The following is a 13,689-nucleotide window of genomic DNA, read 5'->3' as shown; positions in this document are numbered from 1 at the left end:
CGGTCAGTGTTCCGGGACGAACGCCACCCGGAAGCTCTTCGGCGCCAGCGCGAACATCTTCCCGCTGAATTCCGCGTCGAGAACCGAGAAGGACTTCCAATTCTTCGTCACCGCCAGCAGAACCTCCTCCTGCTCCATCAGTGTGATCATCCGGCCGAGACAGCCGTGCCGGCCGGTACCGAAGTTGAGCGGTGTCACCGCGTGCTCGCGCTGAATGTCCAGCTTGCGCGGATCCGGGAATACGGCCGGGTCGTTGTTGCCCGCGAATACCGCGGGGAAGAGCGTGTCCTCCGGCGTGATCTGCAACCCTTCGAATTCCATCGCTTCGAATGGGGAGCGCTGCACCGACCACGCACCCGGGTTGAAGCGGAGCAACTCCATCACCGCGTTCGAGACCAGTCCGGGATTGTCCTTGAGCAGGCGCCATTGTGCGGGATTGGCGGCCAGCGCCTGCAGGTTCAGGCAGATCTGACTGCTCGTGGTGTCCGTGCTGCCGACCAGGGCGTTGAAGACCACGGCGAGGACGTCGTCGGTGTCGATTTCGCCGGACTCCTGCACCTGGACCATATGCGATAGCAGGTCCTCTCCAGGAGCGCGCCGCCGCTGCTCCGCCTGCTCCAGCAAGTAGGTCTGAGTCTTCGCCGCTGCGTCCTCGATCCGCTCCGCGTTCCCCGGCATCGGAGGCGACGTCAGCAGCATAATTTCCTCTGACATGTGCTGGATGAATTCGGCATCCGTGGTCGGTGCGCCGATCATGAGACAGAACAATGTCGAGGGAAGGCGGTTCGACACCGAACCGAGGAAATCGAAATCCTTACCCTCCGAGGAATTCTCGTCGAGCCAGCTGTTCACCCACTCCCGGGTCTGCTGCCGCAGTTTTTCCGCACCCGAAGCGGTGAACCACGGCGCGCATGCCTTCCGGGCCCGGACATGATCGACGCCCTCGCGGCTGAACAGGAAGTTCATAAAAGAACTCGCGGCCGCCCCGTCTGCGATTCCGATCGTGCGAAGCCGCGACGGCATTGCCAGGCTGAACCGGGGATCACGAACAACGCGCAGGGCGAGATCGTAGTTTACGATCTCGATGCCCCGGCTGCTCCGGACCAGGCCGGGCCCTTTCTGGTGCGGGGCAATTGCCGCGCACGCACGCGCCACATCGGTCTGGAAGTCCTCCGACATCCAGTCAATGCTGGGCAGGGTGTCGATGCTCATAATGCTCCTCGTCCTGTTCTACCGAATGTCGTTCCGGTCAGCCGTTTTTCCGGAGGTGCAACGCCTCGGCAGGACACATGGAAACGGCGTCGGCGACGAGATCGAGATCTGCATCCGCGACATCGCCGTCCTGCAGCACCACGACTTTTCCCGACTGATCCAGATCGAAGTGCTGTGCAGCGATGGTGCAGAGGCCTGCACCGATGCACTTGTCTTTCTCGGCACTGATCCGAGTACCCATACGTCCTCCGTCTCCGCAGTTGTCCCTGCCATCCACGGCACGAATGTAAGGAGTGTCACATCGGCTCGCCGCATCGAGATTCCGCGGAGTTGTAGACGGCTACAAGTTGCCTTGCGGAGGATCCGGGCGCGACGACACTCTCGACCCGCGACAGCAACCCGCGCCGCGCAACCGCTCGCCGGAGACCCGTGCTGCTTCCGCGTCGTCTTAGCCGGATCTGGTACTGGAGATACGCACAAGTTCTCTGCTCGCACGCCCCCGGTCCGGGTTCGACCGGCCGTATCGTCGCCGCCAACCGAACCAGAGGAGCTAGCGAATGGCTATTGATTTAGAGATCGACGACCACATAGCACTGGTCACCATCAATCGCCCGGAGCGCATGAACGCTATGGACGCGGATGCGTATCGCCGGCTTTCCGAGATCTGGGAAGAAATTCGCGACAACCGGGACATCCGGGTCTCGATCATCACCGGGGCAGGCGACAAAGCATTCAGCACCGGCGCAGACCTGAAATCCTTCCTGGGCAATCCGACCGACCTGGGCGACTTCTGGCTGACCCAGCAAGGGCGATTACTCAATCGCGGCATCGAGATGTGGAAACCTGTGATCGCCGCAGTCAACGGATACTGCCTCGGCGGCGGGCTGACACTGCTGCTCGCGACGGATATCAGATTCGCCACCCCAAGTGCGCAATTCGGCCTCAGCGAGGTACAGCGTGGGGTCTTGCCAGGAAACGGCGGGACACAGCGGTTGATCTCACAGTTGCCACATGCCATCGCAATGGAGGCGCTGCTGACCGGCGACAGGTTCGATGCCGCAACCGCGCTTCGTTGGGGTTTGGTCAACCAGGTCGTGGAGCAAGACGACCTACTGGAAGCCGCACTCGCCGCTGCCCGTCGTATTCGGGACAACGCACCACTGGCAGTGCAGGCCACCAAGGAATTGGCGCTCCGGTCGCGTGATGTCGACCTGTCGACCGGGCTCCGGCTCGAAGAATCGCTGCTGCAGCTTCTGCGATACACCAAGGACGCACTCGAAGGGCCCCGCGCCTTTACGGAAAAGCGCCAAGCCGAATTCACCGGCGAGTGACGCACACCGAATTGAGGAGATCCATGCGAGGCAAGACTGTCATTGCCGGAATCGGCCATACCGAGTATGGCAAGTTGGTCGGACGTTCGACCACCTCACTCAATGTGGAGGCATCGCGAAAAGCGGTGGCGGACGCCGGAATCGACAAAAACGACATCGACGCTGTGTTCGTCAAGTACCCGACGTCGACGTACCGAATGATGTACGGCCAGACAGTCGCGGAAGCTCTCGGTCTGCAGCCTCGTATCGGCGGTGTCTGGGACCAGGGCGGTGCGACCAACATCTCGATGATCTCGTATGCCGCGATGGCGATCGAGCACGGTCAGTGTGAAGTGGCACTCGTGACGATCGCCGATAATCCGCGGACGGGTACACGCCAGGCCTATGAACGCGGCTGGGGCGACGACGCGGTGTACGGCTGGTTCGGTACCGCGGCGGGCTACGCCATGATCGCACGCAGGCACATGGAGGAGTTCGGCACCACAGTGGGTGATCTTGGCGAAGTCGCGGTCGCCGCCCGGGCCCACGCGTTACGCAATCCGCACGCTCAGTTGCGACGGCCGCTCTCCCTTGACGATCACGCGGCCTCGCCCGCAGTGGTCGACCCGCTGCACCGCGACGACTGCTGCTTGATATCCGACGGCGGCGCCGCGGTCATCGTGATGAGTGCCGAGCGCGCCGCCCGGTCCGGAATCACCGCCGCAGTGCCGATTCTCGGGTTCGGACAGGGCCAAACCTCCTGGGATGTGGCGCAACGCCCGGTTCTGACCACGACGGCGGCCACCGTATCCGCCCGAACCGCTTTCGACATGGCCGCCATGGTGCCCGCGGACATCGCTGTCGCGCAGCTGTACGACTGCTTCACCATCGCACCGATCATGACGCTGGAGGACTACGGGTTCTGCGCGAAGGGAGAGGGCGGGAAGTTCGTCCGGGATGGCGCCGTCCAGCTGGGCGGAACACTGCCTCTGAACACCAGCGGCGGGCTGCTGGCTGAGACCGGTATGCCGGGCATGCAACTCGTCATCGAGGGCGTGCGGCAGATCCGGGGTACGTCGACCGCGCAGGTAGCCGGTGCAAGCACATGCATCGTCAGTAACCAGGGAGGCATCATGACAACCCATTCCACTCTGATCCTGGGCGACCGATGACCGGCGCGCCGCTTCCAGAGATCACCCCGCTGACCGAACCCTACTGGGCCGCGCTGGCCGAAGGGCGGCTGACATACCAGCGTTGCAGCTCGTGTGAACACTCGTGGCTGCCCGCACGCGAGGAGTGCCCGCGCTGCCTCGCCACTTCGCCCACCTGGCGCGAGGCAACCGGCGGGGGCCGGCTGATCAGCTGGGTCGTGTATCACCGCGCCGTACACGAGTGGTTTGCGGACAAGGTTCCCTACTCCGTCGCCGTCGTGGAACTCGACGAAGGCCCACGGCTCATCAGTTCCCTGATCCCGGGTGGTGTGCCGGCGATCGATGCCCCGGTACGGTTCCGGCCCACGGTGGTGGACGGCTTCGGAGTGTCCTCGTTCGAACTGGCCGACTGATTTCGCCACCACGGTGGTCGCAGCCATCACCCCACGTCAGAGGAAAGGCAGAAGATCGATGCCAACGGATGAACAACACACGGCCACAGCCGTGGATGTCGTCATCATCGGAGCCGGGTTCGCCGGCCTCAACGCGCTCTACACTATGCGGCGCCGGGGTTTCACCACCGTTCTGCTGGAGGCGGGCGACGGTGTCGGCGGTACTTGGTACTGGAACAAGTACCCCGGCGCCCGGGTGGATATCGAATCGCTGGAGTACTCCTACGGCTTCCGTGATGACATCCAGCAGGATTGGCACTGGTCCGAGAAGTACGCCGGGCAACCCGAGGTCGAGCGCTACCTGAACTGGGTCACCGACCGGCTCGACCTGCGGCGCGACATCCGGTTCGGCAGGCGGGTCACCCGGTTGATCTTCGACGAGGACTCCGCGATCTGGAACAGCACCGCAACGGTGACCACGGGCGCCGGCGAGGAGCGCTTCCGGTCACCCCATGTCGTGCTGGCGACCGGATTCCTGTCGACGCCGAGCTATCCGGATATCCCGGGCCTGCACACGTTCCGTGGCGAACTCGTGCACACAGGCGCGTGGCCCGATCCCGGCCCGGCGATCGAGGGCAGGCGTGCGGGGGTCGTCGGTACCGCCGCGAGCGGCGTCCAGGTCGTCCAGTCGATCTGCGCGGATGTCGCTCACCTCGCGGTCTTCCAGCGCACCGCGAACTGGTGCTTCCCATTGCGGAACACACCGATGGACCCGGCGTACGAGCAGTTCGTCAAGGAGCACTACACCGAGATCCGCCGACTGGAACACGAATCCCGGGGCCCGGGCATGGTGTTGATGGACGGACGGATCGTGCTGGCCGAGTCGCGCAACGCGCTCGATGTCGGCCCGGCCGAACGAGTCTCCGACTTCGAGTGGCGGTGGCGGTCGGGTGGTGTGCACATGGGGCGCAGTTTCGTGGATCTGCTCCGCAGCGAAGCCGCCAACGACGAACTGCGGCGCTTCCTGGAGCAGAAGATCCGCGCGATCGTCCACGACCCCGGAACCGCCGCGAAACTGGTCCCCAACCATCCGCCACTGTCCCGGCGCCCGCCCGGCGAATCCGGATATTACGCAGCATTCAATCGCGACACCGTCGAGCTGGTCGACGTCAGCACCGACCCGATCGTGGGAATTGTTCCCGGGGGCGTCCAGCAAGCCAGCGGAACGGTGCACGAGCTCGATCTGCTGATCTTCGCGACCGGATTCGACGCCGCGACCGGCGCCGCGCTGCGAATCGACATTTGCGGGCGCGGCGGAAAGCGGCTGTCCGAACACTGGCGCGAAGGAGCTCGGACGCTGCTGGGGCTGATGACGTCCGGATTCCCCAATCTGTACTTCGTCAACGGCCCGCAATCCCCCGCGTTCCACTTCTCACCCCCGTTGTTGTGCGACTTCCAGGCCACCTACGTCGCTGATCTGATCGAGCACCTGGCGGGGGCTGGACGGTCCACGATCGAGCCAGTCGCCGAGGCCGAGCGCGAGTGGGCCGAGCACGCCAACTCGGTGTACGAGGCCACGCTGATCTGGAAGACAGACAGCTGGTGGGTCGGGGCGAATATTCCGGGCAAGCCACGCCAGGCACTCGCCTACGGCGGCGGATTCGCGCAGTACCGCACCCGCGCGCTGGCCGCCGTGGACGGGCTGCGCCAGTTCATCACCGCCTGATCCACGACGATCGAATTCAAGGAGACACCGTGACCACGCCGAACCCGGAAGTCCCGGCAAGCACAGCCTGGCTCGTCGGCGACGGTACGCCGTTCCCGTTGACCACAGCGATGATCCGGGGACACCGGTATACGGTATTCGACCGCGCACCGCACACCCTGCTCGATGTCCTGCACGAGTCGCGCAGGCATGGTGAGCGGCCTGCCCTGCGCTTCGAGGACGCGGAATGGACGTTCACGGAGCAGTGGCGCGCTGTCAACGCGCTGGCCGGAGCACTACGGGACGAGTTCGGGGTGCGCCCCGGCGACCGAGTCGCTATCGCCATGCGCAACTATCCGGAGTGGGCACTCGCGTTCTGGGGCGCCCAGCTCGCCGGAGCCGTCGTTGTCGGTTTCAACGCCTGGCTCAGGACGGACGAACTGCGGTTCCTCTACCAGGACAGCCGACCCGCCGTGGTGTTCGCCGATCGTGAGCGGGCGGAATCGCTGGCCACGATCGTCGACGACACCACCGTGTTGATCGGCGTGCGCTGCGGCGCCGTCCCCGGCGGCGTTTCCATGGAGGATCTGCTGGCCGAGGATCTGCAGGCCCGCAACAACCCTGAGCGCTTCGCCGCGGCGTCCGCCGATCCGGACGCACCGGCCACAATTCTCTACACTTCCGGCACGACCGGACGCCCGAAGGGTGTGATCTCCACTCACCGCAATCACGTCACGAACCTGCTGCACCTGCAACTGCGCGGCGGGAGACCAGCGAACGCCGCAGGGCCGGCCGCCACGTTGAACGCCTATCCGATGTTCCACATCGCAGGTCTGAGCCTCGTCTACAGCGCCGCGTTCAGCGGCTCGTGCCTGACCCTGTTGCGCAAGTGGAATGCGAAAGAGGCCGATCGGCTCATCCGGCTGCACGGGATCACCTCCTTCTCGGGGCCGCCGCTGACTGTCCGTGAACTGCTGGAACTGGTTCGAGACGACCCGGCACCGACACCGCTGCGCGCACTGGGATTCGGCGGATCACTGGCACCGGTGAGCCAGGTCTTGGAGATCAGCAGTCTGCACGGCGGTTCCGTGCGACCGGTGACCGGCTACGGCCTGACCGAGACCACCTCGACAGTGACGACCATCTCCGGGCCGGAATTCGTGCAGCGGCCGACCAGCATCGGCCGGCCCCTGCCGACCATCGAGGTGCGGGTCGCCGGACCCGACGGGCAGGACGTGCCTGTCGGCGAGCCCGGGGAACTCCTCATCCGGGGCGCCCAGGTCGCTCGAGGGTATCTCGATCGCCCGCAGGACACCCGGGCTGCGTTCACCGACGGCTGGTTCCACACCGGTGATCTGGTCCGCGCCGACCACGAGGGGTTTCTCTACATTGTGGGCCGGTTGAAGGACGTGGTCATCCGCGGTGGCGAGAACATCAGCTGCGGTGAAGTCGAGTCGATTCTCTCCATGCATCCCGCCGTCGCCGAGTCCGCGGTGATCGGGCTGCCCCACCCACGGCTCGGAGAGGAAGTGTGTGCCGTGATCCGGCTGAACCCGGGGCATGACATCGGACCGGATGAACTCCGGACCTTCACCGCGGAGCGGCTGGCAGCCTTCAAAGTGCCTGCGACGATCTTGCTGATCACGATGCCGCTGCCCCGGAACGCCAGCGGCAAACTCGTCAAGTCCCTGGTGAAAGAGCTGGTGGTACCGTCGTCGCCATAAACCACGGTCCCCGGACACCAGCGCCGAATGGCCCTTGGCCCCGAACACCATCCGGGGCCAAGGGCTATTTCTTATTGCCATTAATCGAATCATCGCTGTTCTGAAGCATTTTCGATACTTCCGTCAATACCTTGACGTAAACTCGATCCGGGCACCATACTGTGCTCCATTTCACAGTTCCATCTCGTCCCGGAGGTCCGTCACTATGACCGCCGCCAGATCCTCCACCGTGACCTACGCGAGCCGCGCTGCGCTCTTGCCCACGGTGATCGGTGCAGCGAATTCCGTCGCCCGCACTGCGCACACCAATCCGAATCTCAGCGCGGTGCTGCGCTCCGTCGCGACTGCGTTCGCGACCTCCACCGGGGTGAGCCGATGTTCGATCTCCCTACCAGACCAGGAATCGGGCCACTTCCAGATCAATTTGTCGCTGGGCCGGGCAGATTACACCGCCCGGGCACGCGCGATGGTCGACGGGACGGACCCCCTCTCGAACGAGATCCTGACCCGGCGGGCACCGGTGGTCGTCAACGACAGCCTCAGCGACCCGCTGGTGAAGAGATGGGAAGCGGCCTCCCGGGCGCTGGGCGTCTACTCCATGCTCGGCATCCCCCTCACGTTCGACGAGGATGTCGTGGGGCTGGTGTTCCTGGACAGCGAGAACGAGCAGGCGAAGTTCTCCTCGTGGCAGATCGAGGCGGCCTGCCAGCTCGGAGCGTTGTGCGGTGCCCCGCTCGCGATGACCACGACACTCGGCGAGCAAATGGAATCGCTGCGACGTACGCAAAGCGAGAACGCCACTCTCCGGCGGCTGGTCCGGCTCGATCGCCTGCTCGAGGATCTCGTCGCGGGCGGGGTCTCTCCCGCCGCGTTCGCCGGCAACGCCGCACGGCTGCTCGGCAGGCCGGTCAGCGTGCACGACCGGAACTGGCGCAAGGTCTCAGACGGATACCCGGACGGGAGCGATCACTGCCGCCTGATCGATCTCGGAGACGCCCGGATCCAAGCGCACCCACGAATCCGGCGCGACCTGGAATACCTCCGGGACCGGAGTGAGCCCCGCACCATCGCCGCGCTGCCTGCCCTGGGCATCCATCATCGATGCATCGTCGCGCCGATCGAACTCGGCGCCGAATGCTGGGGACACATCGTGGTGCACGAAACCGGGCGGCCGTTCCAGACGTTCGAGAACGATGTCGCCTATCGGGTCGGCGCACGCTTCGGCACTGCTGTCGCGGCCACGAACGACAGGGCAACGACCGTCGCCGAACTGCGCAGCAGCGTCCTGCGAGATCTGCTCGAGGGTGGCGGTGACGCCGACGCACTGGCCGACCGCGCCGACGTGGCGGGACTCGCCGCAGGCGCGGAGCATCTGCTGTTGCTGTTCGGCACGCCATCCCCGGCCGGACTGCCCGCGCAGGACGCCAGGAATCTGGTGGCGGTCGCGGCTCGCGCACTGGGCAGCGGGAACATTCTCACCTCAGTGAGCCACCGATATGTCGTCGTCCTCGCAGAGGCACCGCAATCCGACCTCCGGACGCTGCGGGACGATCTCGCCCACCTGCTCACCGAGCGGCACTGCCCCATCGAGATCTCGGCGGTGATCTCCGAGCGGTTCACCAACGTGACCGACACTCACGACATCTACACCGAATGCCAGCAGGCGCTGCGATGCGCGCAGCGATTCCGCCACCCCCGGCTGCCCCGCGCGGTCCTGGTGTGTGACTTCGGCCCGGCGCTGCCCTTCGTCGCTTCGGTCGATGTGGACGAGGCCCGTGCCTACGCGCGCCGCCATCTCCGGGGCCTGGACGGTTCGGTCGGCGAAGACGACCTGTTCGTCACCGCACGGGTTTTCCTGGAGTCCACCAACGTCCGGCGCGCCGCGCGGACGCTCGGAGTGCACGAGAACACCATCCGTTACCGGCTCGCCCGGATCGAGAAACTCACCGGGCTCGACCTGCTCAACGAAACGACCGATCAGCTCAAGGCCGAACTCTCCATAGCGGCGCTGCGCCTGGTCGGCGACATGCCGTGGGATCTCCCACCCGACAACGCAGATTGACGACCCGAAGATCGGCAAGCTCGGGAACGACCGTGCGGCTCCGGTTGTGGAGTCACACAATCCCCTTCGCCGGCGACCCGGGCGGACAGCTGGCGGCTCGTTAACCTTCCGATCGGAACCGGTTCGTGGGAAGGGAGATCACATCATGGTCCGAGACGAATTGCTCGGTCGGCTGCAGCGCCTGCTCGACAAGCAGGAGATCCTCGAGGTCGTCACCCGATTCGCGCGCGCCGCGGATCGGCTCGACCGCGAACTCTTTCTCAGCACCTATCACCGCGACGCCGAGGACGATCACGCCGTGTTCGTCGGTGGTCGCGACGAATTCTACGAGTGGATGGAGACCACGCTGCGCGAGCAGCGTCACAGTACCCACCACTTCATCGGGAACCACTCGGTAGAGATCGATAATGCGGTGGCGCATGCGGAGACCTACTTCATCGCCAGCAGCCTGACCAAGACCGGCAGCCAGTTCTCGATGGTCGGCGGCCGCTACGTCGATCAGCTGGTCAAGGAGGATGATCACTGGACCATCCGGAAGCGGCTGGTGCTCACCGATTGGCAGCTCCCTGTTTCTACGCCGGCGGAGTACTCCGAGCACGTGACCGCCTCGCTCGACCATTTCCCGGCGCGGGAGCGCGCTGTGGCCGAATCACGCGAGCTGCCCCGCCGAGATCGTCTCGATCCCAGCTACCAGCGCCCGCTGACGATCTCCACCGAGCGCCTCGACCAGTACCGCTCGACCACGACGGACTGATCCGGTCGAGTGCTTCGAGCGCGGGTTTGGAGAGTCCGACAATCCGCACCGCAAGCGCACCACGTCTCGGGTACCCGGCTGCGTAGATTCGGCCCTCGACGCCACGCGCGGTCACCGCGGCGTTACCAGGAACGACTCACGCCGGGTGTCCGAGTGTTTCCCGGCCGCAGACCGGCGAGGAGCGGACGTGTGGACAACCATCCAACAACGAGAACAGCCAGGCTCGATCCCGAAGCTCGAGCGGTGGTCGATGCCAGAGCCGAGATTCCCGCAGTCGACCTGGTCGATATCCGAGCCAAGTACCTCGTGTGCGCCGAGCGGTTCGGACCGCGGATACCGGCGGGCACCGTAGTCACCAAGGCCGTCGTCGAATCCAGGACGAACACCAGCGTCCGCCATTACGTACCCGCTGGGTGCGCGCCCACCGGCGGTCTTCTGGTCTGGGCGCACGGGGGCGGCTGGATCGCCGGCTCGGCGGCGGGTTTCGACAGGACCGCGGCATCGCTGGCGGCGCACAGCCGCACACCGGTGCTGTCCATCGATTATTCGCTGGCGCCGGAGAGCCCGTTTCCTGTCGCGTTGCATGAGGCGCGCGCGGTGCTCGCGTGGGTGCGCAGCCGGGCCGGCGCCGAGGTGCTCGGCCATGATCCCCGGCGCGTAGTCGCCGGTGGTGACAGCGCGGGCGGAAATCTGATCACTATCGCCGCACGAGGCCCTGGCGAGCATCCGCTCGCCGGGCAGGTCCTGGTCTACCCGGTAACCGACCGGCGGATGGAACGGCCGTCCTACGCGGGGGCTTCGCCGACGCTGTCCGCGGCCGCGCTGGAAACCTGCTGGAAGCTGTATCTCGGTACAGCAGCGGACTCCACCGGCCCCGACATCTCCCCGATCGACGCGGAACTCGGCGGGCTCCCGCCCACCCTGATCGTGCTCGCCGGCATCGACATCCTGCACGACGACGGAGCAGCCTACGCGGCCGCGATGCGGGCGGCCGGCGTCGAGGTGGAGACCCACACTTACCCCGGGCTTCCGCACGGTTTCCTCGACTGGGCTGGATCGGTCGGACGCAGCCGTGACGCGCACGCGCGGGTAGGCCGATTCGTGCGTACCACCGCTTCTTCCGGCAGCCGCCGGGTCCAGTCCGATTCCCCAACAGCCTGAACGGAGCACGCGCAGTGACCTTCCAATGGATCGAGTACGAGACGATCGACGACGGTGCGATCGCGATTATTACGCTGAACCGGCCCCGCCAGCGCAACGCACAGAATCGGGGGCTGCTTGTCGAACTGGATGAGGCGTTCGACGCGGCGAACGCCGACGACGGTGTACGGGTGGTCATCCTCCGGGGCGCGGGCACATCGTTCTCCGCCGGGCACGATCTGGGATCCCGCGATCATCTCGCGGAGCGGCAACCAGGCCCCGGCCAGCATCGGACATACAGGCAGTTCGGCGGCACCAGGTCCGGCATCGAGCGGATGTGGGGGCAGGAACGGCATTTCTACCTGGAGAAGACCAAGCAGTGGCGCGAGATCCAGAAGATCACGATCGCATCGGTGCAGGGTCCGGTGTACTCGGCAGGGCTCATGCTGATGTGGGCCTGCGACCTCATCGTCGCCGACACCACCGCAACCTTCGCCGATGTGGTCGGGACTCGGCTCGGCATGTGTGGCGTCGAATACTTCGCGCACCCCTGGGAATTGGGCTCGCGGCGGGCGAAGGATCTGCTGCTCACCGGCGACTGCCTCACTGCGGAGGATGCCTACCGCATCGGCATGGTGTCGAGAGTGTTCGAGCCTGCGGCACTGGTCGACTCGACGATCGAATACGCGCGCCGCATCGCCGAGCTGCCATCTGTCGCATCGACACTCATCAAGAACCAGGTCAACCAGGCGCAGGAAGCCCAGGGATTCGAGCAAGCCCTTTCCTCCGCATTTACCCTCCATCAGCTGAACCACGCGCATTGGCTGATGCTCAGTGACGGCGCTGCCACCGTGCAGGTCGCCGATCCCAGCGGGCGAGCCCGATCCGAACAGCGCCCGGTCGTGCCGACGGCGAAGACCCGCGCCCGCGCCGACGATCCGCAGCCCGGATCGTGACGAGCATTCCCTGCCAAACCCGACGACGCGGACGAGATGACACGATGGATCTGAGTTTCCCCCCCGCAGCGGAAGACTTCCGCAAGGAGGTTCAGGCCTTCCTCGGCGAACACCTCCCAGCCACCTGGGCCGGGGCCGGGGCGCTGCCCCCGGACGAGCTGGCGACCTTCACCGAGCAATGGCGGGCAATCCTTGCCAAGGACGGTTTGCTCGCTCCGCACTGGCCTGAGAAATACGGTGGCCGTGGGCTTTCCGTATTCGAGCAGTCGGTTCTCATAGAGGAGTTCGTGCGCCGCGGAGTGCCACATCTGCCCGCGCCGAACGACCCCTTCGGCATCAACTTGCTCGGTCCGACGCTGCTGCGCTGGGGAACTCCCGAGCAGCGGGACTATTTCCTGCCTCGCACCCTCAGTGGCGAGATCCGCTGGGCGCAGGGCTATTCCGAGCCGGAGGCGGGTTCGGACCTGTTCGCGCTACGCACCAGGGCCGAGCCCGCCAAACAGGGCTGGCGGGTCAGCGGGCAGAAGATCTGGCAGACCGCTGGGGTGACCGCCAATTGGATCTTCACGTTGGTCCGCACCGATCCGTCAGAGCAGCGCGGGCGTGGAATCTCGTTCCTGCTGATCCCACTGGAGCAGAACGGCGTCGACGTCCGCGGCATCACGAACATGGCCGGCCAGGTGGAGTTCTCCGAAGTGTTCTTCGACAGCGCTTACACCGCCCGCGACAACCTGGTCGGCCCGGTGCACGGCGGGGCCCAGGTCGCACTGACCCTGCTCGGTTTCGAACGCGGCGCCAGCGGTATCGCAGCCGCGCTACGCAACCGGCTGGAGCTGGACCGGATCCGGAGCCTGGCCGGGGCGTGCGGCCGCGCCGAGGATCCGGGCATCCGCGAACGCCTGGCCCAATGCCTCGCCGACGTACACGCTCAGCGCAGCCTCGCCATGAAAGTGCTGTCCATGGCCGCGAGCAACGAAGACCCTGGGGCGCTTACCTCGGTGGTCAAGCTGGTCGCCTCCACCTACCGGCAGAGCGTCACCGAACTGGCGATCGACCTGGTCGGGAACGGCCTGAACGACCTGCAGGGCGCGGAGCCGCAGGAAATGTTGCAGCCGCAGTCCCTCGGCTTCGACTCAGACTCCTCGGTGGCCTGGCTGAGCGATTTCCTCAACGGGCGGGCCATCTCGATATACGGCGGGTCGAGTGAGATGCAGCGCAACACCATCGCGGAGCAGATCCTCGGGCTGCCGCGGGACAAGCGCGATTGACCCCGCACCGGCGTC

12 protein-coding genes are annotated in these 13,689 nt (G+C 65.7%); 10 read left to right on the top strand and 2 right to left on the bottom strand.

Annotated features, from left to right (window positions below):
• Positions 1–3: 3 nt before the first annotated feature.
• Both ACW2Q0_RS07445 and ACW2Q0_RS07440 read right to left on the bottom strand, forming a co-directional pair.
• Entirely contained in the window at positions 4–1,212 is a 1,209-nt protein-coding gene (locus tag ACW2Q0_RS07445) for a cytochrome P450 (protein ID WP_457187520.1), read from the bottom strand.
• 37 nt (positions 1,213–1,249) lie between these two features.
• Complete coding sequence (locus tag ACW2Q0_RS07440) at positions 1,250–1,453, bottom strand: ferredoxin (RefSeq protein WP_457187518.1); 204 nt, start codon at positions 1,451–1,453, stop codon at positions 1,250–1,252.
• A 316-nt stretch (positions 1,454–1,769) separates the two neighbouring features.
• Here ACW2Q0_RS07440 and ACW2Q0_RS07435 point away from each other — a divergent pair, with 316 nt between their 5' ends.
• From ACW2Q0_RS07435 to ACW2Q0_RS07390, 10 genes are all read left to right on the top strand, one after another.
• Positions 1,770–2,543, top strand: a complete 774-nt coding sequence (locus tag ACW2Q0_RS07435) for an enoyl-CoA hydratase/isomerase family protein (RefSeq protein WP_457187516.1) — start codon at positions 1,770–1,772, stop codon at positions 2,541–2,543.
• A 23-nt stretch (positions 2,544–2,566) separates the two neighbouring features.
• The gene (locus ACW2Q0_RS07430; RefSeq protein ID WP_457187513.1) at positions 2,567–3,694 is read left to right on the top strand and encodes a thiolase C-terminal domain-containing protein; all 1,128 of its coding nucleotides are present in this window, start codon (positions 2,567–2,569) and stop codon (positions 3,692–3,694) included.
• The gene (locus tag ACW2Q0_RS07425) at positions 3,691–4,086 is read left to right on the top strand and encodes a Zn-ribbon domain-containing OB-fold protein (protein ID WP_457187511.1); all 396 of its coding nucleotides are present in this window, start codon (positions 3,691–3,693) and stop codon (positions 4,084–4,086) included. Before ACW2Q0_RS07430 ends, ACW2Q0_RS07425 begins: the two co-directional genes overlap by 4 nt.
• Before the next feature lie 58 nt (positions 4,087–4,144).
• Positions 4,145–5,791 (top strand): flavin-containing monooxygenase, encoded by a 1,647-nt coding sequence (locus ACW2Q0_RS07420; RefSeq protein ID WP_457187509.1) that lies wholly within the window; start codon positions 4,145–4,147, stop codon positions 5,789–5,791.
• 29 nt (positions 5,792–5,820) lie between these two features.
• On the top strand, positions 5,821–7,494 hold the full coding sequence (locus tag ACW2Q0_RS07415; protein ID WP_457187507.1) for a class I adenylate-forming enzyme family protein: 1,674 nt from the start codon (positions 5,821–5,823) through the stop codon (positions 7,492–7,494).
• 205 nt (positions 7,495–7,699) lie between these two features.
• On the top strand, positions 7,700–9,556 hold the full coding sequence (locus tag ACW2Q0_RS07410) for a GAF domain-containing protein (protein WP_457187505.1): 1,857 nt from the start codon (positions 7,700–7,702) through the stop codon (positions 9,554–9,556).
• Between the two features lie 145 nt (positions 9,557–9,701).
• Positions 9,702–10,310 (top strand): nuclear transport factor 2 family protein, encoded by a 609-nt coding sequence (locus ACW2Q0_RS07405; RefSeq protein ID WP_457187503.1) that lies wholly within the window; start codon positions 9,702–9,704, stop codon positions 10,308–10,310.
• A 243-nt stretch (positions 10,311–10,553) separates the two neighbouring features.
• On the top strand, positions 10,554–11,471 hold the full coding sequence (locus ACW2Q0_RS07400; protein ID WP_457187501.1) for an alpha/beta hydrolase: 918 nt from the start codon (positions 10,554–10,556) through the stop codon (positions 11,469–11,471).
• A gap of 14 nt (positions 11,472–11,485) precedes the next feature.
• Complete coding sequence (locus ACW2Q0_RS07395) at positions 11,486–12,406, top strand: enoyl-CoA hydratase (RefSeq protein WP_457187499.1); 921 nt, start codon at positions 11,486–11,488, stop codon at positions 12,404–12,406.
• A 44-nt stretch (positions 12,407–12,450) separates the two neighbouring features.
• Positions 12,451–13,674, top strand: coding sequence for an acyl-CoA dehydrogenase family protein (locus ACW2Q0_RS07390; RefSeq protein ID WP_457187497.1), 1,224 nt, complete (start codon positions 12,451–12,453; stop codon positions 13,672–13,674).
• Positions 13,675–13,689 lie beyond the last annotated feature (15 nt).

This window comes from Nocardia citri (assembly GCF_054065835.1).
Note: the sequence above shows the minus strand (reverse complement) of the source record. Positions and strands in the feature narration are given on the sequence as shown.

Excerpts from the sequence above, each read along its gene's own strand:
- ACW2Q0_RS07440 (WP_457187518.1), bottom strand. The coding sequence starts at position 1,453 with ATGGGTACTCGGATCAGTGCCGAGAAAGACAAGTGCATCGGTGCAGGC.
- ACW2Q0_RS07390 (WP_457187497.1), top strand. The coding sequence starts at position 12,451 with ATGGATCTGAGTTTCCCCCCCGCAGCGGAAGACTTCCGCAAGGAGGTT.
- ACW2Q0_RS07405 (WP_457187503.1), top strand. The coding sequence starts at position 9,702 with ATGGTCCGAGACGAATTGCTCGGTCGGCTGCAGCGCCTGCTCGACAAG.
- ACW2Q0_RS07420 (WP_457187509.1), top strand. The coding sequence starts at position 4,145 with ATGCCAACGGATGAACAACACACGGCCACAGCCGTGGATGTCGTCATC.
- ACW2Q0_RS07445 (WP_457187520.1), bottom strand. The coding sequence starts at position 1,212 with ATGAGCATCGACACCCTGCCCAGCATTGACTGGATGTCGGAGGACTTC.
- ACW2Q0_RS07430 (WP_457187513.1), top strand. The coding sequence starts at position 2,567 with ATGCGAGGCAAGACTGTCATTGCCGGAATCGGCCATACCGAGTATGGC.
- ACW2Q0_RS07435 (WP_457187516.1), top strand. The coding sequence starts at position 1,770 with ATGGCTATTGATTTAGAGATCGACGACCACATAGCACTGGTCACCATC.
- ACW2Q0_RS07425 (WP_457187511.1), top strand. The coding sequence starts at position 3,691 with ATGACCGGCGCGCCGCTTCCAGAGATCACCCCGCTGACCGAACCCTAC.
- ACW2Q0_RS07410 (WP_457187505.1), top strand. The coding sequence starts at position 7,700 with ATGACCGCCGCCAGATCCTCCACCGTGACCTACGCGAGCCGCGCTGCG.